Annotated in this window: 22 protein-coding genes; 13 read left to right on the top strand and 9 right to left on the bottom strand. The window is 66.5% G+C overall.

The annotated features are described in order from the left end of the window. Window positions 1-4 precede the first annotated feature (4 nt). From ACZ46K_RS26280 to metG, 4 genes are all read right to left on the bottom strand, one after another. Window positions 5-904, bottom strand: coding sequence for an RNA polymerase sigma-70 factor (locus tag ACZ46K_RS26280; RefSeq protein ID WP_464745621.1), 900 nt, complete (start codon window positions 902-904; stop codon window positions 5-7). After that, on the bottom strand, window positions 901-2049 hold the full coding sequence (locus ACZ46K_RS26275) for an NAD(P)/FAD-dependent oxidoreductase (protein ID WP_464745619.1): 1149 nt from the start codon (window positions 2047-2049) through the stop codon (window positions 901-903). The genes ACZ46K_RS26280 and ACZ46K_RS26275 overlap by 4 nt, the downstream gene beginning before the upstream one ends. Window positions 2050-2164: 115 nt before the next feature. Next, the gene (locus tag ACZ46K_RS26270) at window positions 2165-3310 is read right to left on the bottom strand and encodes a DUF2786 domain-containing protein (RefSeq protein WP_464745617.1); all 1146 of its coding nucleotides are present in this window, start codon (window positions 3308-3310) and stop codon (window positions 2165-2167) included. Between the two features lie 130 nt (window positions 3311-3440). Further along, complete coding sequence (metG, locus tag ACZ46K_RS26265) at window positions 3441-4997, bottom strand: methionine--tRNA ligase (protein WP_464745615.1); 1557 nt, start codon at window positions 4995-4997, stop codon at window positions 3441-3443. A 22-nt stretch (window positions 4998-5019) separates the two neighbouring features. Between metG and ACZ46K_RS26260 the strand changes: the two genes are divergently transcribed. The 6 genes from ACZ46K_RS26260 to ACZ46K_RS26235 all read left to right on the top strand — a co-directional run bounded on the left by ACZ46K_RS26260 (window position 5020) and on the right by ACZ46K_RS26235 (window position 10410). Next, on the top strand, window positions 5020-5850 hold the full coding sequence (locus ACZ46K_RS26260) for a TatD family hydrolase (protein WP_464745613.1): 831 nt from the start codon (window positions 5020-5022) through the stop codon (window positions 5848-5850). 42 nt (window positions 5851-5892) lie between these two features. Continuing rightward, complete coding sequence (locus ACZ46K_RS26255; RefSeq protein WP_054805819.1) at window positions 5893-6951, top strand: maleylacetate reductase; 1059 nt, start codon at window positions 5893-5895, stop codon at window positions 6949-6951. A gap of 112 nt (window positions 6952-7063) precedes the next feature. Next, on the top strand, window positions 7064-7513 hold the full coding sequence (locus ACZ46K_RS26250) for a DoxX family protein (RefSeq protein WP_054805818.1): 450 nt from the start codon (window positions 7064-7066) through the stop codon (window positions 7511-7513). Window positions 7514-7911: 398 nt separating this feature from the next. After that, window positions 7912-9039, top strand: a complete 1128-nt coding sequence (locus ACZ46K_RS26245) for a transglycosylase family protein (protein ID WP_464745610.1) — start codon at window positions 7912-7914, stop codon at window positions 9037-9039. 39 nt (window positions 9040-9078) lie between these two features. Beyond that, entirely contained in the window at window positions 9079-9984 is a 906-nt protein-coding gene (rsmA, locus tag ACZ46K_RS26240; RefSeq protein ID WP_054810568.1) for a 16S rRNA (adenine(1518)-N(6)/adenine(1519)-N(6))-dimethyltransferase RsmA, read from the top strand. A gap of 222 nt (window positions 9985-10206) precedes the next feature. Further along, entirely contained in the window at window positions 10207-10410 is a 204-nt protein-coding gene (locus tag ACZ46K_RS26235) for a cold-shock protein (protein ID WP_054717914.1), read from the top strand. Window positions 10411-10492: 82 nt separating this feature from the next. Here the strand turns inward: ACZ46K_RS26235 and ACZ46K_RS26230 are convergent, their stop codons facing one another. Both ACZ46K_RS26230 and ACZ46K_RS26225 read right to left on the bottom strand, forming a co-directional pair. Further along, on the bottom strand, window positions 10493-10762 hold the full coding sequence (locus ACZ46K_RS26230; protein ID WP_464745608.1) for a hypothetical protein: 270 nt from the start codon (window positions 10760-10762) through the stop codon (window positions 10493-10495). A 65-nt stretch (window positions 10763-10827) separates the two neighbouring features. Next, a complete protein-coding gene (locus ACZ46K_RS26225; RefSeq protein WP_464745606.1) occupies window positions 10828-11796 on the bottom strand; it encodes a helix-turn-helix transcriptional regulator in 969 nt (322 codons plus the stop codon). Window positions 11797-11882: 86 nt separating this feature from the next. Here ACZ46K_RS26225 and ACZ46K_RS26220 point away from each other — a divergent pair, with 86 nt between their 5' ends. The 3 genes from ACZ46K_RS26220 (at window position 11883) to ACZ46K_RS26210 (ending at window position 15254) form a co-directional block, all read left to right on the top strand. Beyond that, entirely contained in the window at window positions 11883-12809 is a 927-nt protein-coding gene (locus tag ACZ46K_RS26220) for a 4-(cytidine 5'-diphospho)-2-C-methyl-D-erythritol kinase (RefSeq protein WP_054805817.1), read from the top strand. 50 nt (window positions 12810-12859) lie between these two features. Further along, window positions 12860-14647: an ABC-F family ATP-binding cassette domain-containing protein gene (locus tag ACZ46K_RS26215; RefSeq protein WP_464745604.1), complete on the top strand. Its 1788-nt coding sequence runs from the start codon at window positions 12860-12862 to the stop codon at window positions 14645-14647. A 169-nt stretch (window positions 14648-14816) separates the two neighbouring features. Beyond that, window positions 14817-15254, top strand: a complete 438-nt coding sequence (locus ACZ46K_RS26210; RefSeq protein WP_054805816.1) for a DUF6069 family protein — start codon at window positions 14817-14819, stop codon at window positions 15252-15254. Between the two features lie 131 nt (window positions 15255-15385). On the opposite strand, the gene ACZ46K_RS26205 is transcribed toward ACZ46K_RS26210, so the two are convergent. Continuing rightward, complete coding sequence (locus ACZ46K_RS26205; protein WP_464745602.1) at window positions 15386-16909, bottom strand: acetyl-CoA acetyltransferase; 1524 nt, start codon at window positions 16907-16909, stop codon at window positions 15386-15388. A gap of 209 nt (window positions 16910-17118) precedes the next feature. On the opposite strand from ACZ46K_RS26205, the gene ACZ46K_RS26200 reads away from it, so the two are divergent. Genes ACZ46K_RS26200 through ACZ46K_RS26190 form a run of 3 tightly spaced genes read left to right on the top strand, consistent with a single transcriptional unit; the run spans window position 17119 to window position 19180 of the window. Beyond that, window positions 17119-17604, top strand: coding sequence for a nuclear transport factor 2 family protein (locus ACZ46K_RS26200; protein ID WP_054805815.1), 486 nt, complete (start codon window positions 17119-17121; stop codon window positions 17602-17604). A 40-nt stretch (window positions 17605-17644) separates the two neighbouring features. After that, the gene (locus tag ACZ46K_RS26195; protein ID WP_464745600.1) at window positions 17645-18079 is read left to right on the top strand and encodes a VOC family protein; all 435 of its coding nucleotides are present in this window, start codon (window positions 17645-17647) and stop codon (window positions 18077-18079) included. Window positions 18080-18139: 60 nt separating this feature from the next. Continuing rightward, window positions 18140-19180 carry an enoyl-CoA hydratase/isomerase family protein gene (locus tag ACZ46K_RS26190; protein WP_054805814.1) on the top strand — a complete coding sequence of 347 codons (1041 nt, stop codon included), beginning with the start codon at window positions 18140-18142 and terminating at the stop codon, window positions 19178-19180. Between the two features lie 38 nt (window positions 19181-19218). On the opposite strand, the gene ACZ46K_RS26185 is transcribed toward ACZ46K_RS26190, so the two are convergent. After that, window positions 19219-19839: a hypothetical protein gene (locus ACZ46K_RS26185; RefSeq protein ID WP_464745598.1), complete on the bottom strand. Its 621-nt coding sequence runs from the start codon at window positions 19837-19839 to the stop codon at window positions 19219-19221. Window positions 19840-19943: 104 nt separating this feature from the next. After that, entirely contained in the window at window positions 19944-21638 is a 1695-nt protein-coding gene (locus tag ACZ46K_RS26180; RefSeq protein ID WP_054805812.1) for a peptide chain release factor 3, read from the bottom strand. 204 nt (window positions 21639-21842) lie between these two features. Between ACZ46K_RS26180 and ACZ46K_RS26175 the strand changes: the two genes are divergently transcribed. Continuing rightward, window positions 21843-23477, top strand: coding sequence for a fatty acyl-AMP ligase (locus ACZ46K_RS26175; protein WP_464745597.1), 1635 nt, complete (start codon window positions 21843-21845; stop codon window positions 23475-23477). Window positions 23478-23487: the final 10 nt, after the last annotated feature.

The raw sequence follows: 23487 nt of genomic DNA, 5'->3' as shown, positions 1-23487 counted from the left end.
CCTGTCACGACGGGGCCGATGCCCCGAATCGGGTCAGCTTGTCGGGATTGCGCACCGCATACACACCGGTGATCAGGCCGTCCACGATCTCGAAGAGGAATACGAGATCGATGACGCCGCGCGAATACACGATCAGACCGGGAGCGGTGTTGACGACGGCGGCATCGATCCTGATGTCCGGCAGCCCCACACGCGCGAGCCCGGAGAACAGGCGCGCCACCTTCTGCGCGCCGTGGACCGGCACCTTCGCCGCCGTGACCTTCCCTCCGCCATCCGCGATGTACACGGCGTCGGGCGCGAGCAACCGCAGCAGCCCGTCGAGGTCGCCGGTCATCGCGGCCGCGAAGAACTCACCGACCACGCGGTCGGTCTCGTCGCTTGCGGGTGTGAACCGGCGTCGCCGCTCCTGAACGTGGTCGCGGGCGCGGTGTGCGATCTGCCGGACGGAGGCAGCGGTGCGGTCGACGGCGTCGGCGATGTGTGCATAGTCGAATCCGAATACCTCGCGCATCACGAACACCGCCCGCTCGAGCGGGCTCAATGTTTCGAGCACCAGCAGCATCGCCATCGACACCGATTCGGCGAGTTCGACTTTCGTCGACGGATCGGCGCCGCTTTCGTCCGCTGCGGTGAGGAGCGGTTCGGGCAGCCACGGCCCGACGTATTCCTCACGCCGCCGCTGCGCCGAGCGCAGCGCATTGAGGGCCTGCCGCGTGACGACCTGCGCCGCGTATGCGCGCGGATCCTGCACGGTGTCGGGATCTACCTTCGCAAACCGCAGGTAGCTGTCCTGGAGGACGTCTTCGCTGTCGGCGACGCTGCCTGTGATCTCGTAGGCGATGGAGAACAACAGGCCGCGGTGCTCGGTGAACACCCGGGCCGACGACGTGTCGTCTGGTGTCACTGCGCGACCACCTCCTCGTGCGAGGGGCCTGTCGGAACGAACGGGGCGTGGCCGCGTGCCTGGCGTCGCATGAACCAGATGGTGCCACGAAGGATGCCCTCCTTGACTGGTGCAGCGAGCCGTCCTCTCACCGCCGCGCCGCGTGGTGCGTCGTCGGACGCGGTGAACTGCAGCGCGGCCCGGCTGCGACCCAGCGAGATGCACTGCGCGGTGAACCCGAGCGACAGTTGCTCGGGGTCGCGACCCTGCAGTACGTCCCACACGGTGCCGGCGCCGTGTACGCCGAGCGGAATCGCGGCCTGGCAGCTCATCCGGATGTAGGGCCGGTCTGCGATGCTGACGGCGTCGCCCACGCCGATCACGTTGCTGCGGCTCGTCGACCGCAGGGTGGCATCGACGCGTAGACGTCCGCTGGCGTCGACGTCGAGCCCGCTGCGGCGTGCGAGATCGGGTACCGAGAATCCCCCCGCCCACACCGTGAGGTCGGAGGGCATTTCGGTTCCGTCGTCGAGGTGCACATCGTCGTCGGTGATCTCGGTGACGGCTACGCCCGCCAGGATCTCGATTCCGAATCCGGTCAGGGTGTGTCGCAGGTACCGGCGGGTGCGGTCGGGGAGATCCGGGCCCGGATCGCCGACGAGGGTGTAGCGGTGCCGCCGGTGCGCCGCGGCGAGTTCGGTGACGGTTTCGATGCCGGTGAATCCGGCGCCCACGACCGTGACCGCGGCACCGTCGGGTAACGCCTCGATCGCGGTGTGCAGCGTCGACGCGGATTCGAGGTCGGATACCGAATGCGCATGCTCGCCGCCGGGAATATCCACCCGGGCGGGGCCGCTTCCGACCGCGTAGACCACGGCGTCGCAGGTCAGCACCGATCCGTCGCCGAGAAGTACTGCACCGTCGTCGATCCGCAGGGCGGTGCCCACGCGCAGCTCGGCGCGGGGATGGAGCAGATCGGTGAGGCGGTGTGTCGCTGAACCGGTCGCGGCCGCATGCTGGTGCAGCCGGGTTCGTTCGACGAACACCGATCGTGGATTCACCACCGTCGCCGCGACGTCGGGGTGCTCGGAGAGGAGTCGGTTCGCCGCCATGACCCCGGCGTACCCGGCGCCGACGACCACCACGTGGAATCGGGTGTTGTTCATGTTCTCGCCCCAATGCAGTCGTGTCGAAATGCAGACGTGTCGTATGTGTCAGTGATGGGACACCGCACGGATCGAGAATGTGACACCGCGCGAAAAAGACCTCGGTGTGCGCGGCTCAGTGACCCAGCGGCGACTGTCCCGGCGCGAGCGATGCGTTCTCGGCGGCGCCGCGGCCGGCATGGAAACCGTCGGAGTCGACACCGCGCCCGCCCGAGGAGCGGGTGGTGGGGAACAGACGCCGGAACTCCGCGTCGACCGCTTCGGAGCGTTGCGCGAGGATGGGCGCGAGATCTGTCATCGGTACCCGCGCGTCGGCGGCGGCTTCGGCGGTGGCGTGGGCCTGCACCTCGCGGAGCCGCTCGCCGATGCGGTTCGCGAAACCGGTGAGGAAAGCGCGGCGGAACGAGGTGGCGCCGCCACCTCGTCGGCCGGCGGTGCCGGCGGCGTTCATGGCGCGCGTGCTCTGGACGAGCAGCGATGTGAACAGGAGCTCGACCTGCTCGAGGTCGATGACGGTGCCGACGATGGTCGCGATCTGTACGCGGGTGAACCACACCGTGCGGACCCGGTTGGCGTCGCCGATGGCGGTGAGCAGCAGTACCTTTTCTTTCGCGTAGGGGCGTTCGAGGTGGAGGCGCCGGCCCCGCACGGGGCCGGAGGCCGACCCCGCACTGTCGAGCACGGCCGCACCCACCGCGTATCGGGTCATGAGTTGCTGAGCCTTTTCTGTGAATGCCTCGGCCTCGTCGGGGAATTCGGTGGATTCGGCTTTCGAGAGCAACCCGCGGATGCGTTCGAGTACGCGTGGGTCCGGGGCGGCGGGAACGGTGCCGTCCGGTGCCGTGCGTATCTGGGGCCACTGCGACGGAGGTGTGGTCAGGTGGGTGAACCGGGGGAGGTACTTCCACGTGTAGGCGAGTCCGTCGACCTGGAACCGCGACACGTGAGGCAGTACGCGGAGCAGGCTCGTCTCGAACGGGTGGTCGGGTTCGGTGATGCGGGCGATCGCGGGGTGGCGGTCGCCGATCGTGCGGACCTGGTGCAGCCATTCGGTGGGTGCGCGGTGGGCCGCGCGAGTGCGATGGGCATCGAACAGCACCGACGCGGCGGCGAGGGGGATGTCGGTGGGGTCTCCCGAGTGCGCGGCCATATGGAGTACGTCGGCGGGCTGCCATCCGCGCTCGTAGGCGCCGTTCAGCTCGTCGAGCAGAATCTCGGCGCGCACCTCATTGGTTCGAATGTATGTTCCATTGCTCGGCATGGGGAGAGTGTGGCGGAAGCCACCGACAAGTTCCGATTCGACTCTGTCTCTTCCCGACACGACAGAGCCCGAGCCGCTTTACGATGCGGCCCGGACTCCGGCGGTGCGATCCTCGCTGGACGGTGCTCTACTACTCCTCGTCGACGAAACGCGGGAACACGGGTGACGGCGCCGGCAGAGCGGTGCTCGGCACGAGACGCGTCGCGATATCGGAGAACTGCCTGGCCTCCGGCCCCTGACCGAGCAGGTCGAGGATCTTGGAGCCCGCGTCCGGCATCACCGGCTGGACCAGGATCCCCACGACGCGCACGACCTCGAGCGTCACGTACAGCACGGTGGCCATCCGTGCGGGATCCGTCTTGCGCAACACCCACGGCTCCTGCGCAGAGAAGTACCGGTTCGTCTCGCCGAGCACATGCCAGATCGCTTCGAGGCCGAGGTGGATCTGCTGTTCCTCGAACTCGGCGCGGACCTTCCCGAGCAGCGCGTCGGCCTGCGCGAGCATTGCCTCGTCGTCGGCGGTGAACTCACCCGGCGTGGGTACCTGCCCGTCGAGATTCTTCGCGACCATCGTCAGTGAGCGCTGCGCGAGGTTGCCCAGATCGTTGGCGAGATCGGCGTTGATGCGAGTGACGATGGCCTCGTGGCTGTAGCTGCCGTCCTGGCCGTACGAGATCTCACGGAGCAGGAAGAATCGGAGCGGATCGAGGCCGTACTTCTCGACCATCTCGATCGGGTCGACGACGTTGCCGACCGACTTCGACATCTTCTCGCCCTTGTTGAACAGGAACCCGTGCACGAACACCCGCTTGGGCAGTTCGAGATCGGCCGACATGAGGAACGCCGGCCAATACACGGTGTGGAAGCGGGTGATGTCCTTGCCGATGATGTGCAGATCGGCCGGCCAGAACCGCTTGTACGACTCCGACTCGGTGTCGGGGAAGCCGGCGCCGGTGAGGTAGTTCGTCAGGGCATCGACCCACACGTACATCACGTGATCGGGATGGCCGGGAACCGGAACACCCCAGTCGAAGGTGGTGCGGGAGATCGACAGGTCCTTGAGCCCACCGGAGACGAAGCTGACGATCTCGTTGCGTCGTGTTGCGGGGGCGATGAACTCGGGATGCTCGTCGTAGAGCTTCAGGAGCTTGTCCTGGTAGGACGACAAGCGGAAGAAGTACGTCGACTCCTCGGTCCACTCGACCGGTGTGCCCGTGTCGGTGGACAGACGGGACCCGTCGTCCTGCAGTGTGGTCTCGGCCTCGGTGTAGAACGCCTCGTCGCGCACCGAGTACCAGCCCGCGTAGGTGTCGAGGTAGATGTCGCCGTTGTCGACCATGCGCTGCCAGATCGCCTTGCTGGCCTCGAGGTGATCGTCGTCGGTGGTGCGGATGAACCGGTCGTACGAGACGTTGAGGGCTTTGTCGAGGGCCTCGAACACATCGGAGTTCCGTCGCGCCAGCTCGGTGACGGAGATGCCCTCCTTGGCCGCTGTCTGCTGCATCTTCAAGCCGTGTTCGTCGGTACCGGTGAGGAACCGGACGTCGAAGCCATCGAGGCGCTTGAATCGCGCGAGGGCGTCGGTGGAGATGTACTCGTACGCGTGCCCGATGTGCGGGACCCCGTTGGGGTACGCAATCGCAGTGGTCACATAGTACGGCGGTCGGGTGGGGTCAGCGGCAGTCATGATGGCCACTACTTTATAGGGCGTGAGTACAAGTCGTCCTGCCCCCGAAGCCCCGGAACCGCTGGCACCGCTCGTCGATGCCCACACCCACCTCGATGCGTGCGGTGCGGTCGATCCCGCGACCACCGCCGCGATCGTGGACCGGGCAGCCGCGGTGGGTGTCGGTCGCGTGGTCACCGTCGCCGACGACCTCGACGCAGCGCAGTTCGCGGTGCGGGCTGCGCACTGGGATCCACGGGTGTTCGCGGCCGTGGCAATCCATCCGACGCGCGCGAACAGCCTCGACGACGCGACGCGCGCCGAGATCGAGCGACTCGCCGCGGACCCGCGGTGCGTCGCGGTAGGGGAGACCGGCCTCGACCTGTACTGGCCGGGCAAGCTCGACGGCTGCGCCGAACCGGCCGAGCAGGAAGAAGGTTTCCGGTGGCATATCGATCTCGCGAAGCGGCTCGGTAAGCCGCTGATGATCCACAATCGGGAGGCCGACGACGATCTGCTGCGGGTGCTGCACGACGAGGGAGCACCCGAGACCGTGATCTTCCACTGCTTCTCCTCGGGTCCCGAGATGGCGCGGGCATGCGCCGACGCCGGCTACCACCTGAGTTTCTCGGGCACCGTCAGCTTCAAGAACGCCAAAGCGTTGCGTGAGGCCGCGCCCCTCGTGCCGCGCGAGCAGGTCCTCGTCGAGACCGACGCGCCGTTCCTGACTCCGCATCCGTTCCGGGGTGCACCCAACGAGTCGTACTGTCTGCCCTACACGGTGCGTGCCCTCGCCGAGATGCGTGGCGACGACGCGCTCGAACTCGCCGCAGCAACCACCGCGAATGCTGAACGGGTGTACGGACTTTCGTGAACATGCCTCGCGTCGACAACTCGGACGTGAGACCGTGGGCGCATGCACAACTTCGTCTACACGGCACAACCGGCTCGGGTGATCTTCGGTACGGGCACCGCGTCGAAGGTCGGCGACGAGGTACGCCGACTCGGTAGATCGCGCGTGTTGCTGCTCGGTGGCGAGCACGTGCGTCCGCAGTCGGATCTCGTCGAACGTGCGCTCGGGTCGTTGCAGGTGGCGCGATTCGACGGTGCGGTGATGCACACGCCCGTCTCCGTGACCGAGCGGGTCCTGAAGTACGTCACCGAACACGAGGCGGACGCGGTCGTCGCGGTCGGCGGTGGATCGACCACGGGTCTGGCGAAGGCGCTGGCCGTCCGGACGGGGATCGACCAGGTGATTCTGCCGACCACGTACGCGGGCTCGGAGGTCACGCCCACCCTCGGTGAGACGGCCGACGGGGCGAAGACCACGCGGTCGTCGCCCGACATCCTGCCGGAGACGGTGATCTACGATGTCGAGTTCAGTGCAGGGCTGCCGGTCCCGATGGCCGTGACCAGTGCGGTCAACGCGCTGGCGCACGCGGTGGAGGCGTTGTACGCGGAGCACGCCAACCCCATCGTCGATGCCCTCGGGCTGCAGGCGATCACCTCGATCGGCCGGGGGCTTCCCGCGCTCGGAGTGGACGGTGCGGATCTCGAGGGCCGCTCCGATCTACTGCTCGCGGCGTGGCTGTCGGGCGTGTGCCTCGGGTCGGTGGGGATGGCGCTTCATCACAAGTTGTGTCACGTCCTCGGTGGGTCGTTCGATCTTCCGCACGCAGCCACACACACCGTGATGCTGCCGCACGTCATGGCCTACAACGCCCCGTCGGTCCCTGGGGTGATGGCCCGGATCGCCGATGCGCTCGGGGTGGACTCGGCGCCCTCCGGGGTGTACGACCTCATCGCTTCGGCGGGGGGACCGACGGCGCTGGCGGATCTCGGCATGCGTGAGGCCGACCTCGACGAGGCCGCGCGTCGGGCGACAGAGCGGACGTATCCGAATCCGAGGGAGGTGACCTATGTGGGCGTGCGCAGGTTGCTCGGCGAGGCATTTTCGGGATCGCGCCCGCAGTGACCCCGCCTACATCCCGCCCGATTAGGTTGAACCTACAACCATCGATTGCTACTTTTGGTTGCGTTGTCAACTAGAAGGGGCCTTTCGGCCTCGCAACCGAAGGGTCATCCCCATGAACAATCCGCTCGTTCGCGACATCGGCATCCTGATCGCACGCCTCGGCCTCGGCATCATCTTCCTGACCCACGGCCTGCAGAAGCTCACAGTGTGGGGTCAGTCCGGCACCACCGCCGGCTTCGAGGGCATGGGCGCGCCCGCGCCTTCTGTGAGCGCATTCGCCGCAACCTGGATCGAGACGCTCGGCGGAATCGCGCTGATCCTCGGGGTGCTCACGCCGATCTTCGGTGTCCTGCTGTTCCTCGTCATGACCGGTGCTTTCTTCATCGCCCACGTCGATAACGGCGTGTACGTGACCGACGGCGGCTTCGAGCTCGTCACTGCACTCGGCCTCGGCGCTCTGCTCCTTGCCGCAGTGGGTGCGGGACGATTCAGCGTCGACCGTCTCCTTGCGCCGAAGCTGCCGTTCCTCGCGCAGAAGGATCCGGCTCTCAGCGCTGCGTAATCGATCTCGGAACGTCGCGTCGAAGGGCGCATCGCGGGTGATCACACGATCGCCGGCGGTGCGCCCTTCGTGTCGTCCGGGCTGTTCGAGATCCGGCCCGGACCGGTATCGGCAGGGTGGCAGAGCTGTGGATCGCGGGGGGAGCGACCGAAAAAATCGACGCCATATACAGGTAGTGATCGGAAAATTATTCACTTCGAAGGAAATGTAATCCCGGCCACAATATTCGCAGATCTGGTACGGGCGGAGCTTTTGTATCAACCCGTTTTGTGATCGAAAATATCGACTTATCACTGAACGGTTACACATATAACCACTGGTAGATGGTGTCTAGTTGCCATATCAATTCACGTTCGTTACCGTGCCGTGATCACAGTCGTCGTCTGTCTGGAATTGTTGTGTCACCCTTCACCAAGATCAACCGAATCAAATCCCCGGTGTTCTTCGCGGTCGTTGCGGCATTGTTCGTAACCCTCGGAGCCGGCGGGATCACCGCACTCGTCATGCACAAGGACGTCACGCTCGACATCGACGGAGAGCAGCGCGCCTTCGGCACGATGAGCTCGAACGTCGGCGACATCCTCGCTGCTGCCGGCTACGAGGTCGGGGAACACGATGTCGTCGCTCCGGCCGCCGATTCCGCGGTCTCCGATGGCGACACCATCGTGCTGCGTCAGGCCCGCGAGATCGCGTTGACCGTCGACGGCGACGAGCGCACGGTGTGGACCACCGCGCTCACCGTCGACGAAGCTCTCGCACAGTTCCAGCTGGACGGCGATGTCTACGTCTCGGCATCGCGTTCGCATCGCTTGCCGCTCGACGGCACCGACCTCGAGGTCGTCAGCCCCAGGACCGTGCAGTTCGCCGACAACGGCGCGCCGGCTGCGCCGGTACGGATCGCGGCCCCGACAGTGGGTGAGTTCCTGAAGGTGCACAACGTTGCGCTCGAGCAGGCCGACAGCGTGAACATCCCGGCCGACGCCGCGCTCGACGAGGGTATGGAGATCGTCGTGACCCGCGATCGCGTCGAGAGCCGCATCGAGAACCTGCCGATCGAGGCGCCCCAGAACCGGGTCGACGATCCGAACATGACCGAAGGCGAGACCGTGCTCGACCATCCGGGTGTCCCCGGTGAGCGTTCCGTCACCTTCGACGTCCACACCGTCAACGGTGTCGAGGTCGGTCGCACCGAGACGGCGTCGAATGTTCTGACCGAACCGCAGCCCGCGACCCTCCGCGTGGGCACCATGCCCAAGCCGGCCGTCCCCGCATCCGGTCGAGCATCCACCTGGGATTCCATCGCACAGTGCGAGGCCACCGGAAACTGGGCCATCAACACGGGCAACGGGTTCTACGGCGGCCTGCAGTTCACGCAACAGACATGGGCCGCGTTCGGCGGCACCGAGTACGCGGCGCGTGCCGACATGGCCTCCCGTGAACAGCAGATCGCGGTCGCCGAGAAGGTTCAGGCCGCGCAGGGCTGGGGTGCTTGGCCTTCATGCACCAGCAAGCTCGGACTGCGCTAGGACGACATGACGCACTCTCCGGTGCGCTAGGTTCGCCTCGTGCAAGCAGACGATTCAGATGCCACCCCGGCTTCTCCGCGCGGCCTCGCCGCGTTGCTCGGACCCGCAGAGGTCCGGACTCTCGCGGAGGAGTTCGGGGTGCGTCCGACCAAGCAGCTCGGTCAGAACTTCGTGCATGACGCCAACACGGTGCGGCGCATCGTGTCGGCCGCAGGTGTCGGCCCCGACGACGTGGTGCTCGAGGTCGGGCCAGGGCTGGGGTCTTTGACCCTGGCCCTGCTCGACGTCGTCGACCGCGTGGTCGCGGTGGAGATCGATCCAAGGCTGGCCGAGCGTCTGCCTGCGACGGTCGCGGCGCGTGCCCCGCAGCTCGCCCATCGTCTCGATGTGGTGCCGATGGATGCGATGAAGGTGTCGGGCGCCGATCTTCCGTCGCAGCCGACTGCGCTCGTCGCGAATCTTCCCTACAATGTGGCGGTTCCGGTGCTGTTGCACCTGTTCGCCGAAATCCCTTCGCTACGCACAGCTCTGGTGATGGTGCAGCTGGAAGTGGCCGATCGGCTCGCGGCGCCACCCGGCAGCAAGGTCTACGGCGTACCGAGTGTCAAGGCTCGGTTCTTCGGCGATGTCCGCCGTGCCGGCTCGGTGGGACGTTCGGTGTTCTGGCCTGTGCCGCAGGTCGAATCGGGTCTCGTGCGCATCGACCGCTACGAAAACCCGCCGTGGCCCACGGACCCGGTGCATCGCAAGACCGTGTTCGCGGTGGTCGACGCGGCATTCGCTCAGCGTCGCAAGACGTTGCGCGCTGCCTTGAGCACGTGGGCGGGATCGCCCGCCGAGGCCGAACGTCGCCTGGTCGCAGCGGGTATCGAGCCTTCGACGCGAGGGGAGCGGCTCGATGCGGCCGCCTTCGTCCGACTCGCGTCGATCGGAACTGAGGGTTGAGTCACCTTGTAGTGGCGCCGCTGCACGATGTGTGATCTACTTGCATCTGGTCGTTAGGTAGTGTGTTTGTGGTTAACCCTCGCACATTTCTAGTTGCGAGCGGATGCGATACCACTGCGGAATCGTTTCAGCCGTCGAGTGACAGACCCGGAAGTCGATACCGACTCCCGACGAGACAGGACGGCAAACGTGCGTCCTGCCTGCAAGTGAAGGAACAGCAAAATGGCTGAAGGTACTGTGAAGTGGTTCAACGGCGAAAAGGGCTTCGGCTTCATCGCTCCGGCCGACGGTTCGGCTGACGTCTTCGTGCATTTCTCCGAGATCCAGGGCCGCGGTTTCCGCACCCTCGAGGAGAACCAGCGCGTGAGCTTCGAGATCGGCCAGGGCCAGAAGGGCCCGCAGGCCACCGGCGTCAACGTCATCTGACACCGGTACTCTCACCGGCAGGGCCGGCACCCGTTTCGGGTGCCGGCCCTGCCGTGTTGTGTGGATCGAGTGTCGAACGATGTCAGCCGATCACGGCGCCGTGGCCGGTGATGCCGACGTTCGACGAACCGGTCGACGAACCCGTGCCGTCGGCCGAACCGGTTGCGATCCCAGCGGATCCCGTCGGCGGGTTCACGCAGTCGACCATGTTCAACGACCTCAGGACGAGGTCGCCCAGGGAGCACACGCGAGGTACAGGTGCGGGCTCTGCCGATGCAGTGACTGATGTACCCAGGGCAGCTGCCAGTGCGAGCGCGCCGACCGCAACCGTGCTTCGCAGAACTCGTCTCATATATCTCCTCCAGATCCGGCGCCGGTGTTGTGATGACGGCGATCGCCCGAGCATAGATGCCGATGTCACGCGCGCGAATACCTGTCGGCGAGGAGCCGGAGTTGCTCACTCTGCGCCCGGCACGCGTCGCGCAGGCCTGCGGGTTCGAGCACAGTGAAGTCCACGCCGAACGCGACGAGCCACTCGGCGATCCCGTCGAGCGACCGTCCGCCGAGCACGATCGCGCAGGTTCCGGCGTCGATCTGCTCGAGACTTCCCCACCTGTCGTCGACCATCGGGGTGATGGTCTCGAACGGTGCGTGCAGCAGCACTCTCGCGGTCACCGGCGCGGCGCCGCGCGCAATGCCGCGCGAGACGAATTCTGCAGCACCCCCCGGCGGAAGTTCACGTGGAACGAACCGCGGGCCGGTGGGGATCTTCGGCTCCATGCGATCCACGCGGAACGAGCGCCAATCGTCGCGCGAGAGGTCCCACGCGACCAGATACCAGCGAAGTCCTGCGCGCACGACCCGGTACGGCTCCACCTCCCGCCGCGACGACGTGCCGTCGTGTGTGCGGTAGGCGAAGCGCAGACGTTCGTGGTTGTGGCACACGGTCGTCACGGTCGCGAGCAGTTCCGCGTCGACCGCGGACGCGACCGGGCTCCGTTCGACGACGTCCACGCTCAAGGCGGCGAGGCGGTGCTGCAGTCGCGACGGCATCACCTGTCGCAGTTTCGCAAGAGCACGTGTCTCGGCGTCGCCGATACCGGTGACCGCGTCGTTCGTGCCGGAGCGCAACGCGAGTGCGACAGCGACGACCTCGTCGTCATCGAGCAGCAGCGGCGGCATCTCGGCGCCCGCACCGAGCCGGTACCCACCCCCGACCCCGACGTTCGCGTCGACGGGGTATCCGAGGTCGCGGAGCTTCTCGACGTCGCGCCGGACCGTGCGGGTGGTGATCTGCAGGCGCTCGGCGAGGTCGGCGCCGGACCATTCCCTTCGCATCTGCAGGAGCGACAGGAGACGCAACAGGCGGGCGGAAGTTTCGCGCATGATCGGACTGTGCCACGGATCCCGGACAGTTTCAGTCCTCGATTGCGGTCGTTGCTGTTCCCTCAGCGCGGGTAAGCTGTGTATTCGTGCTTTCCGTCGTCCCCGCCTCCGTCACCGTGCGGGCTCCGTCCAAGGTCAACCTGCACCTCGCGGTCGGGGACCTACGCCCCGACGGTTACCACGATCTGCGCACAGTGTTCCAAGCGCTGTCGCTGTACGACGAGGTCACCGTCGCCCCCTCCGACACCCTCCGCGTCGAGGTCCGTGGCCCCGACGCGTCATCGGTGCCGACCGATTCGTCGAACCTCGTCTGGCGTGCCGCCGAGATGGTCGCCGAGCGCGCCGGACGCACAACTGACGTCGAGATCACCATCGGCAAGGGGATCCCCGTGGCCGGAGGCATGGCCGGAGGCAGCGCCGACGCGGCCGCGACGCTCGTAGCCCTCGACGCACTGTGGGGGCTCGGAGCCAGTCGTGGCGATCTCGACGAGATCGCCGCCCAGCTCGGCAGCGACGTGAACTTCTGCCTGCACGGCAACACCGCGCTCGGAACCGGACGCGGAGAACAACTTGTGCCCGTCCTGTCGCGGGGGCCCTTCCACTGGGTGCTCGCCATCGCGAAGGACGGTCTGTCCACACCCGTCGTCTTCCGCGAACTCGACCGGTTACGCGCGAGTGGTGATCCGCAGCGCGTGGGCGACACCGACGAGTTGCTGCACGCGCTCGGCGCCGGTGACCCTCACTCGCTCGCGCCGCTGCTCGGCAACGACCTGCAATCGTCGGCGCTGTCCCTCAAACCGGCGCTGCGCCGTACCCTGCGGGCAGGGATCGAAGCGGGAGCTCTCGCCGGCATCGTGTCCGGCTCCGGGCCCACCTGCGCGTTCCTCGTCGACGATCAACGCGCCGCCGTCGAGGTGAGCGCCGAACTCGCAGGTGCCGGGGTGTGCCGAACCGTGCGTATCGCGTCGGGTCCGGTACCGGGCGCGCGCGTCGTCGATCCGGCTCGACCCTGACACTCCATTCCTGATACACCGATACACAACTCCGGAAGGCTCTGCACCACGTGGCGAATCTGATCAACCTCGAACAGGTCTCGAAATCCTTCGGCATCAAGCCGTTGCTCGACTCCGTGTCGCTCGGCGTGGAAGAGGGCGAACGCATCGGCGTGGTCGGCCTCAACGGCGGCGGCAAGACCACGATGCTCGAGGTGCTCGCAGGCCTCGAGGAACCGGACTCCGGTCGTGTCAGCCGGGTCGGCGGCCTGCGCATGGCGGTGGTGACCCAGCGCGGTGTGCTTCCCGAGGGCTCGACGGTCGGCGATGTGGTGCTCGGCCCGCTCGGGGTGGCCGAACACGAGTGGGCGGGCGATGCGCGCATCCGTTCGGTCCTCGCCGGGATCGGCGTCGACAAGCTCGGTCTCGACGCCGTCGTCGACGGATTGTCCGGTGGCGAAAGGCGACGTGTCGCGCTGGCGGCCGCACTCGTGCAGGAACTCGACCTGCTCGTGCTCGACGAGCCCACCAACCACCTCGACGTCGAGGGCGTGCAGTGGCTGGCCGAGCACCTGCTCGCGCGTCGCAGCGCGCTCGTCGTCGTGACCCACGACCGGTGGTTCCTCGACACCGTCGCGACCCGGACGTGGGAGGTCGTCGGCGGCAAGGTCGAGTCGTACGAAGGCGGCTACAACGACTGGATCTTCGCGCGGGCCGAGCGTTCCCGTCAGGCCGACGCCATGGAGGAGCGGCGTCAGAACCTGGCGCGCAAGGAACTGGCGTGGCTGCGCCGCGGTGCGCCCGCTCGCACGTCCAAGCCCAAGTACCGTATCGAGGCCGCGGAAGCGCTCATCGCCAACGTTCCGCCGCCGCGCGATTCGGTGGCTCTCGCGTCGTTCGCGAAGCGCAGGCTGGGACGCGTCGTCATCGAACTCGAAGACGCCACCCTGGCCACCCCGGACGGTCGCGAACTCGTCCACGATCTGACGTGGCGGCTCGGGCCGGGGGAGCGGATCGGTCTGGTCGGAGTCAACGGATCCGGGAAGACGACGTTGCTGCGCACTCTTGCAGGCGAGCGCGAACCCGCGTCCGGCAAGCGCATCGAGGGGCAGACGGTCGAGATCGGCTGGCTGCGACAGGAACTCGACGACCTGCCCACCGACATGCGGGTGCTCGACGCCGTCAAGGACGTCGCCGAGCGAATCATGCTGGGCGACAAGGAGGTATCGGCCGGTCAATTGGCGGAGCGCCTCGGGTTCACCCCCGCCCGTCAGCGCACTCCCGTCGGCGATCTCTCCGGTGGGGAACGCCGTCGCCTGCAGCTGACGCGCGTGCTCATGGCGGAGCCCAACGTGCTGCTGCTCGACGAGCCCACCAACGACCTCGACATCGACACCCTGCAGCAACTCGAAGATCTGCTGGACAACTTTGCCGGGACACTCGTGGTCATCAGTCACGACCGGTACCTGGTCGAGCGTATCTGTGACTCGACGTGGGCGTTGTTCGGCGACGGCAGGCTCACCAACCTGCCCGGCGGCATCGAGGAATACCTGCGACGACGCGCGGCGATGGGCGACGGCGGGGTGCCGTCGGTGGCGTCCCAGGTGTCGAAGGGCGCCGAAGTGTCGGCGCCGAAACGAGACGGCGCCGCCGAGCGCGCTGCGCGTAAGGAACTCTCCCGTCTCGAGCGGGCGATCGCCAAGCTCGACGAGCGCGAATCGAAGCTGCACGTGCAACTTGCCGACGCGGCAACCGATCCCGAGCGACTGCAGAAGCTCGACGCCGAGCTGCGTCAGGTGGTCGCGGACAAGGAAGCCGCCGAGGAACAGTGGATGGAGCTTGCCGACACGCTGAACTAGCGGGGCGGAAGTTTCCACACCTTGTGCGGGTTTCCGTTGGCTCACGACCCACGGGAACCCGCGGAGGGCAAGGAAAGTTTCCGGATCCGTGATCTTTCCTCTTGACCTCGAGTCTGCTCGAGGTTGCAGGCTGGGCGCAGTCAGTTGAACACGCCAAGAGGAGAGCAACATGTCTGTCACCCGAACATCTTCTGTTTCATCGATATCCGTGTGGTCGCGCGAATACGGGCGACCCACGATCGTCGTCGCCTCGGTTCTCGCAGCACTGATCGCCAACCTCGTGCTCTGGCTGGTGGGTCTGCTGGCCGGTGGATCGTTCGAGCACACCGATGCCGGGACGATCGCGAGTGCGGCGCCGGGTGGTGTGGTGCTCATGACCGTTGTCCCGCTCACGGTCGGGCTCACCGTCGCCGCGCTGCTGAGCCTGTGGTGGAACCCGATCGTGCGGATCGCCCAGGTGGTCGGTGCGCTCCTGCCGCTCGCGACGATCGCAGGGACGGTCAGTGCGGACTTCGACGGCCCGAGCACGGCCACGCTGGTGCTGATGCACATCGTCATCGCGGTGGCGGCCGTGCTGGGGCTCGAGAAGATGCGCGTCCGTATCTAGTGTCGGACCCCGAGATGCCGCGCCCCGGGGCAGGGTGAGGCAGATGCACCACAATTGGACAGGTACGCACCGATGACGTTGGTTGTCAGGATGACGGTGTGTACCTGTCCAATTCGATCGCGGTTGTATGTTTATGAAGTCGTCGGCGTGACAGTCAGACTGCCTCCGCAGTCGACGACGTGCACGGTGGTGCCTACGATATCGGCGCCACCGGCGAGGATCTGCGCACCGAGCGCGTCGGTGTGACCCGACACGCGACGCCCGTCGGGGGTCGCGCCGATGAGGAATCCGATGGTGGGGCTGCCCTCGCGACCGAATTCTGCAGTAGCCGTGATGACCTCGACTTCGCCCGAGTAGTCGGGTGCAGGCTCCGTTTCGGACGCGGGAATCAGGACCGGTTCGGGATCGCCGATGTACCCGTCGGTGTGCGGTGCCGATCCGAGCACCACGACATGCTGGTAGGTGAGGTACCCACCGTTGCCGTGTACGAGTGCGAGCTCGCCGTCGATACGCAGGCGACGCGCGACCGCGACGATCGAATGCAGCGTGTAGCTGTTGAGCGGACCACCGAAGAACGAGTGGCCGCCCGTCACCGAGGGGACGGTGTCGCGAGGGAGACCGAGGTGCTCGACGAGCAGCTTGGGTACCACGGGGAAACAGGTGTAGGCGTCGATGACATCGAAGTCGCCGGCGCGCAGGTCGGCGCGGTCGAGCGTGCGCTGGAGTGCATCGGCAAGGGCCGCGGAGCGGCCGAGATCCGTGCGGGAGAGGATGTCGGCCGGTTCGGTCGCGCCGGCCCCGCCCCACACATAGAGCAGACGGTCGTCGGCGACACCCAATTCGCGCGCCGTTTCGAGTGAGGTGACGACCACGGCCGCGGCCTGGTCGACGAACGGCATCGCATTCATCATCAGCGGATACGGATCGGTCACCGCGCGGTTCTTGGGTCCGACGGTGCAGATGTCCGCGGCGGTGCGCGGATCGGGGTGCCATGAGGTGGGGTTGTCCGCCGCGATCGCGGAAAAAGCGCTGTACAACTGTGCGGACCACGCGATCGACTGGTCGCGGGTGTGTCCGGCTCGGTGACTGAGCCGGTTCTCGAACAGTGGGTACACGCGGGTCGGGGCGATCAACGATGCTCGCTGCATCTCGGCGCTGCCCAGGTCGTTCGGATCGAACGCCGGAGGGCCTCCGGGGGCGGTGACCCAGCCGAGAGAAGCCGGATCCGTGCCGGTCTTGTAGGCATTGGTGACCGACGCCTGCGACTCGCCGCCGACGAGTAGCGCGACGGAGCTGGTGCCGGCCGCGACGTCGTGTGCGATGCGGTCGAGCAGAGCCGCCGGCCAATGGCCGCCGTGCGGGGTCGTCGATGTGTGCTCGGGAGTGGCTCCGATGCGTTCGGCGAGCAATCCGGGCAGGTCGTCGTACGACCAGCTGGCCGTCTTGACTGCGCGAACGGTGTCGATGCGGGATGCGAGTTCGACGGCCGCGCCGCTATCGGCGAGAGCGGCGCGGGTCGCCTCGAGGATGAGATCGAGTGGTTCTCGTGGATCGGCGGGCGAGCCGGCGCGTCCGGATCGCAGGTCGCCGACACCGATCACGACCGGTATCCGTGCGGGTTCGGGTCGAGGCTTCGTGGTCGTAGGGGATGGCATCCCGAGAGTATCCTCGACTCGGTCCTCGAGGTCTCGATGTGGGTCGTCGGTGGGCCGCAAAATACTGGGTCGGTGTCCGATCCGAAACGCAAGCTACAGAACGTCACCGAACTGCAATCGAGCTGATCGGCGAGTCCTCCATTCGGGCGCTGTCGGACCGTGATCCACGCTAGCCTTGCAACCAGGTACACGGTGACGGGAGATCAGCGATGGATCTGGAGGCGAAAGAGCAGATCGCGCAGGTCAAGTATCGCTACGCGCGAACTCTCGATACGAAGAACTGGGAAGAACTCGCCGACACTCTCGTACCCGAAGCAACCGCGGTATACGGCGAACATCTCAGTTTCGAATCCCGGGACGTCTTCATCAACTTCCTCGAGAACACGCTCGGCCTCCACATGGTCACAGAACACCATTGCAGTCATCCCGAGATCCGGATCGACGAGGGTGGTCGAACAGCAACGGGCACCTGGCTGCTCGCGGACACCGTCATCGTCCCGGAAGACGGCATGATCCTGCGCGGGTCGGCGTACTACCACGATCGCTACGTCCGCTGCGACGACGATGCCTGGCGGATCGCGCACACCGGATACGAACGAAACTGGGAGACGGTCGTATCCCTCGCAGACATGCCCTCGTTCCGGCTGAGTAGCAACCGATGGGCAATGCTCCAGCAGCCTCCACGCGCATCCTGAATCGCACGAGAGGGTGAGACGTCCGAAAGGAGAGATGTCCATGGCGACCCCCGACGACACACTGTTTCCTCCGGCCGGTGCGATCCCCTATCTCACGGTGGGGCACGGGCGCGACGCAATCGACTGGTATGCGAGCGCGTTCGGAGCCATGCTGCAGGGTGAGCCGATCTTCATGGACGACGGCAGGCTCGGCCATGCCGAACTGGGATTCCCGACCGGCATGGTCTATCTCGCCGAGGAGTTCCCGGAGATGGGCCTGACTGCACCGGCCGGGGGAGCCACATCGGTGAGCTTGATGCTTCCGGTCGCCGACACCGACACCGTCCTCGAGCGTGCCCGCGCCGCCGGCGGGAGGGTCGAACGGTGGATCTCGGAGAACCACGGTCATCGCAATGCCACGTTGATCGACCCGTTCGGGCATCGGTGGATGCTCGTCGGTCCGCTCACCGGGAGCCCGGCGACCGGCGAACCGTAGAATTCGCCGACCCGCGTGCACAGATCACACTTGTCGTGCGCGACCGGTAGGCTCCGGCCCGTGAAAAAGTCCTTCATCCGCACACGTGTCGTCAACGGTGTCGGCGAGATACAACTCGACCGGCCCGAAGCGCTCAATGCGCTCGACCCGTCGATGATTCGAGACATGCACGCTGCCCTGCTGCAGTGGCGCGACGACCAGGCTGTCTCGGCGGTACTGGTCACGAGTTGCTCGGAGCGTGCCTTCTGTGCGGGCGGTGACGTCAAGCCCGCCCGCGACGCGGTGCTGGCGGGAGACTTCGACGCTGTGCGCGAGTTCTTCGCTGCCGAATACCGCCTCGACGAACTCGTGGCCACCTACCCGAAGCCGTATCTTGCTGTTCTCGACGGTGTCACGATGGGCGGCGGGCTCGGAATCTCGGTCCACGGCGGGGTGCGGGTCGTGACGGAGAAGGCATCGTTCGCGATGCCCGAGACGGCGATCGGTTTCATTCCCGACGTCGGATCGAGCCATTTTCTTCCTCGGCTGCGGGGCACCGCCGTGCGCTGCGATGCCGTAGGAATGTATCTGGCTGTGACGGGAGCCCGCATCGGGGCGGGCGACGCACTCGCGGTGGGGCTGGCCACCCATTTCGTGCCCCGCGAACTCGTCGGCGATCTTGCCGACCGTATCCGCGCGGGAGATTGGCAGGAGGCTCTCGACGAATTCGTCGTACCGGCACCCGAATCCGAATTGGAACAGCGCTTCGCCGACATAGAGAAGGTGTTCGGCGCCGGAAACGTCGACGACATGCTCGGCCGGCTCACGGCCACCGATACCGGTGTCGATCCCGAATGGGCCGAGCGGACACACTCGGCGCTGCGCGCGCTGTCGCCGACCAGTGTGCGTGCCACCGTCGAATTGATGCGCCGTGGCGCCGAGAGCACTCTCGAAGAATGCCTGGCGCGCGAACTGGAGGTGGCCGTGCGGATCAGTGCTGCGCCCGACTTCGTCGAAGGTGTGCGCGCGGTGCTGGTCGACAAGGACCGCGCGCCGCGATGGTCGCCGTCGCAGATCGAGGAGATCGATCCGGCAACCATCGCCGCGCTGTTCGGCGACTGATCTCCACGGCGACTGTCTGGCGCCTGGTCCCTACTGCGTCAGCGGGTGAAACGATGCGGTGACTGCAGGTCGACGACGATCGGCTGACCACCGAGGGTGGCGTGGATCTCGGGCTTCTCGAGGCCACCGGCCACGAGGTACTCACCGAGAAGTTGCAGCAGTTCGTCGTTGTCGGTTGTCGGATCGATGCCGAGGGACGACCGCGAACCGAGTTCGCCCTGCGCCAGGCGCGCAGCGATCCGGACCGATGCGACACCCATCGAGTTGCGCCGCGCGGGCGCGCCGGACGTCGATGCTGCGCCGACCGGGCCCACCGCGCTGGTGTCGGCTGCCGAGCCGTTCGTATTGCTCGTGCTGCCGTTGGTGCTGGTGCTCGTCACCGAGGACATCCCTTCATTCGTGGTTCCGGCGCCCACCCCGCCGGCCGGGTTGCGGTCGATTGCGTGCACACCCGGTGTTTCGCCCGTGGTGAGCACCGTCATCGGTGTACTGCTCGGGATCGGCGTGCTCGGCAGCGGGTAGACGAAAGTGCCCGACCGCTTCGGGCCCTTCGACCGCCCACCCGACCGGGACCGGCCGGCCTCGGTGGTGCCGGCCTCGCTGGTCCCGCTCTTCGGCAGTTCTCCCGACGGCACGGACGATGCATCGTCGTCGTTCATTGACAAGCTCCTGAAATCACCCGAGCGTGTGTGCTCGACGGCAGCAAATTACCAGCAGGAGGGTGTCCGCGTCACCCCGTATGTCCGGTATTGCTGCCGGCGGATCAATCCGTCGCGGCAACCAAGGGCTCGAGGGTGAGGTCGGGGAGTTCCTTCTGGATGTACTGCAGCCGCCACTTGTCGCTGACCAGTGCGAGCAACACACCGTCGGACCGCTCGAAGACCTCGACGCCACGCTGACGGTTGAGTTCGACGGTCGATTCCGCATCGGTGCGGCGTGCCAGCGAGTACCCGAGCGGCTCGATCTTCGGGTCGACGTTGTACTCGGCCTTCATCCGAGCCGCGACCACCTCGAACTGCATGGGGCCGACCGCCGCCATCACCGGCGACGCATCGCCGCGGATGTCGTTGCGGAGGATCTGCACGACGCCTTCGGAATCGAGCTGGTCGACGGCCTTGCGGAACTGCTTGTACTTCGACGCGCTCTCGGCCCGCAGGATCGCGAAGTGCTCGGGTGCGAACGACGGGATGGGCGGGAACTCCACCTTCTTGTCGACGAACAGCGTGTGGCCGGGCGCCAGGGCGGTGGCGTTGACCAGACCGACCACATCGCCCGGGTACGCGTTCTCGACAGTGGTGCGTTCGCGGCCGAAGACGGTGAGTGCGTACTTCGTCGCGAAAGGCTTGTTCGTCTGGGCGTGGGTGACGACCATGCCGCGTTCGAACACACCCGAGACGACGCGCATGAACGCGAGGCGGTCGCGGTGGGCGGTGTCCATTCCTGCCTGCACCTTGAACACCACCGCAGAGAACGGGTCGTCGACCTCGCGGGGTGTGTCGTCGACCGCGAGGCGTGCTCGCGGTGGTGGTGCGAGCGCGACGAGGGTGTCGAGGATCTGGCGGACCCCGAAGTTGAGCATCGCCGACGCGAAGATCACCGGTGATGTCTGACCCGCCAGGAACATCTCCTGGTCGTGATCCTGTCCGCTCGCCGACAGCAGCTCAGATTCCTCGGCGGCCTCCGTCCACGTCTCGCCCTCGCGCTCGAGCGCGATCTCGGGAGTGAGGATTTCCTCGGGAGCGATCTTCGCGCCACCGGCGGTACGTGTGAACTTGATGTACTCGACCGCTTCGCCGGCTTTGTCGTCGGAACCGCGTCGCAGGAGACCGCGGAAGTCGCCTGCGATACCGACCGGCCAGAACAGTGGTGTCGGGGTGAGACCGATCCGCTCGTCGATTTCGTCGAGCAGCTCGAGAGGGGTCTGACCGGGGCGGTCCCACTTGTTGATCACCGTGATCACCGGGATGCCGCGGTGGCGGCACACCTGGAACAGCTTCAACGTCTGCGGCTCGAGGCCCTTCGCTGCATCGATGAGCATCACGGCCGCATCGACCGCGGTGAGTACCCGGTAGGTGTCCTCGGAGAAATCGGAGTGGCCGGGGGTGTCGACGAGGTTGATGACGTTGACGGTGTCCACACCGTCCTCCGACTTCGGGGCCTCGGTCGACGCGTAGTTGAACTGCAGCGCGGTGGAGCTCACAGAGATGCCGCGGGCCTTCTCCATCTCCATCCAGTCGGACACGGTCGACTTGCGGCCGGCCTTGCCGTGGACGGCACCGGCCTCCGAGATGACCTTCGCATGCAAGGCGAGTGCCTCGGTGAGCGTGGATTTACCGGCGTCGGGATGGGAGATGACTGCGAACGTGCGCCGCCGCAGCGCTTCGGAACGGACTTCGTTCGTCGAAGCGGGCTTCGCGGCGTTGGTGGATTCGCTGGCGGAGGCGGGCGGGGTACTCAACGCGGGAAACCTCTCGAAACTTTCGTGGGGGAGCTATCGCATGCAACTCGTCCATGTTACTAGGCGATTCGGTGACGTTTTCCCTGAGATTCGATCACGTTTCCTGGGGGAGGTCCCCGGTTGCCCGATTCGAGGTCACGCTGGGTCGTGGGGCCGGGATTTCGCCGCGGGAGGACCCGGCCGTATCGGAGCAAGGAGTGTTTCGTGAGCAGATTCACCGATGAGATGTATACGACGGGGCGGAGCAGCACACGGGGGCTGATCACCGGCGATCCGGACTCGCCGCGTCGGCAGACCTGGATGCAGATCCATGCGCAGGCGCGGTGCATGGCAGGACGCCTGGCCGCGGACGGGGTCGTACCGGGCGACGCGGTCGCGATCCTGGCCGGATTTCCGGTCGACATCGCCCCGATCAGTCAGGGCGTGTGGATGCGCGGCGCAAGCATCACGATGCTGCACCAACCCACCCCTCGCACCGACCTCGACGGGTGGACGCGCGACACCGAGGCAGTGTTGCGCATGATCGGCGCCCGAATCGTGGTGCTCGGAGCACCGTTCGACATCGCGGAACCGCTGCTCCGGGAGCGGGGCATCGAGGTCGTCACCGTCGATGCACTGCGCGCGGGCAGGGCGATCGACCCGGTCGAGACCGAGGAATCCGACATCGTGCTGCAGCAACTGACGTCCGGATCCACCGGATCGCCGAAGGCCGTGCAGATCACGCACGAGAACTTCTATGTCAACGCGTACGCGATGTTCGAACGCATCAAGTTCTCGCTCGACGACGACGTCATGATCAGCTGGCTGCCGCTGTTCCACGACATGGGGATGGTCGGATTCCTCAGCGTCCCGATGCAGATGGGCGGCGAAGTGGTGTCGGTGACTCCGCTCGACTTCCTGCGGTCGCCGATGTTGTGGGCGGAGCTCATCACCAAGTATCGCGGAACTGTCACGGCTGCACCGAACTTCGCGTACTCGTTGCTGGCGCGCAAGCTGGCGCAGGCCGAGGACGGTGCGGTGGATCTGTCGTCGGTCAAATGGATGTGGAACGGCGCCGAACCCGTCGACCCCGACACCATGGAGGCGTTGGCGCAGGCAGGCACCCGATTCGGGCTCGATCCCAGCGCTCTCGCACCCGTGTACGGGATGGCGGAGACTACGCTCGCGGTGTCGGTGCCCGACCCTGGTCGAGGTCAGGTGCTCGACGTCGTCGACCCCGACCTGCTCGAATCGGGCGGGATCGCGGTGCCGTCGGGTCATTCGAATGCCCGTCGGCTCCCCACGCTCGGGCACCTCGTCCAAGGACTCGAGGGCCGGGTTGTGGGGCGTGACGGACAGGAACTTCCGACCCGCGGGGTCGGGATCATCCAACTGCGCGGCAAGGCGGTCACACACGGATACGTCACGGTCGATGGGCAGGTACCCGCGCAGGACCGCGACGGTTGGCTCGACACCGGCGACGTCGGATACTTCACCGAAGAAGGCCTCGTCGTCGTGTGCGGGAGGGTCAAGGACGTCATCATCATGGGCGGACGCAACATCTACCCCACCGACATCGAGCGCGCCGCCTGCGGTGTCGCCGGGGTGCGTCCCGGCAATGCCGTTGCGATCCGGCTCGACGCGGGACACAAACGGGAATCGTTCGCGGTTGCGGTGGAAACCAACCTCATCGACGATCCCGCAGAGACGGACCGGATCGAGCACGAGGTGGTGCACGCAGTATTCACCGAGGTGGGGGCACGTCCCCGCATGGTTGCGGTGCTCGGCCCGGGCAACATCCCGAAGACGTCGTCGGGCAAGCTGCGCCGCGGGACGTCGGCATCACTGCTTCACCACTGATGCTGCCAGT

It is taken from the genome of Rhodococcus sp. JCM 9793 (assembly GCF_055380405.1).
This window is presented reverse-complemented; position numbering and strand designations above follow the sequence as displayed.

What these genes read in the sequence shown, in the direction of transcription:
- ACZ46K_RS26235 (WP_054717914.1), top strand. Translation starts at nt 10,207, where the DNA reads ATGGCTGAAGGTACTGTGAAGTGGTTCAACGGCGAAAAGGGCTTCGGC.
- ACZ46K_RS26270 (WP_464745617.1), bottom strand. Translation starts at nt 3,310, where the DNA reads ATGCCGAGCAATGGAACATACATTCGAACCAATGAGGTGCGCGCCGAG.
- ACZ46K_RS26210 (WP_054805816.1), top strand. Translation starts at nt 14,817, where the DNA reads ATGTCTGTCACCCGAACATCTTCTGTTTCATCGATATCCGTGTGGTCG.
- ACZ46K_RS26225 (WP_464745606.1), bottom strand. Translation starts at nt 11,796, where the DNA reads ATGCGCGAAACTTCCGCCCGCCTGTTGCGTCTCCTGTCGCTCCTGCAG.
- ACZ46K_RS26185 (WP_464745598.1), bottom strand. Translation starts at nt 19,839, where the DNA reads ATGAACGACGACGATGCATCGTCCGTGCCGTCGGGAGAACTGCCGAAG.
- ACZ46K_RS26205 (WP_464745602.1), bottom strand. Translation starts at nt 16,909, where the DNA reads ATGCCATCCCCTACGACCACGAAGCCTCGACCCGAACCCGCACGGATA.
- ACZ46K_RS26275 (WP_464745619.1), bottom strand. Translation starts at nt 2,049, where the DNA reads ATGAACAACACCCGATTCCACGTGGTGGTCGTCGGCGCCGGGTACGCC.
- ACZ46K_RS26250 (WP_054805818.1), top strand. Translation starts at nt 7,064, where the DNA reads ATGAACAATCCGCTCGTTCGCGACATCGGCATCCTGATCGCACGCCTC.
- ACZ46K_RS26200 (WP_054805815.1), top strand. Translation starts at nt 17,119, where the DNA reads ATGGATCTGGAGGCGAAAGAGCAGATCGCGCAGGTCAAGTATCGCTAC.
- ACZ46K_RS26255 (WP_054805819.1), top strand. Translation starts at nt 5,893, where the DNA reads ATGCACAACTTCGTCTACACGGCACAACCGGCTCGGGTGATCTTCGGT.
- metG (WP_464745615.1), bottom strand. Translation starts at nt 4,997, where the DNA reads ATGACTGCCGCTGACCCCACCCGACCGCCGTACTATGTGACCACTGCG.
- ACZ46K_RS26230 (WP_464745608.1), bottom strand. Translation starts at nt 10,762, where the DNA reads ATGAGACGAGTTCTGCGAAGCACGGTTGCGGTCGGCGCGCTCGCACTG.
- ACZ46K_RS26195 (WP_464745600.1), top strand. Translation starts at nt 17,645, where the DNA reads ATGGCGACCCCCGACGACACACTGTTTCCTCCGGCCGGTGCGATCCCC.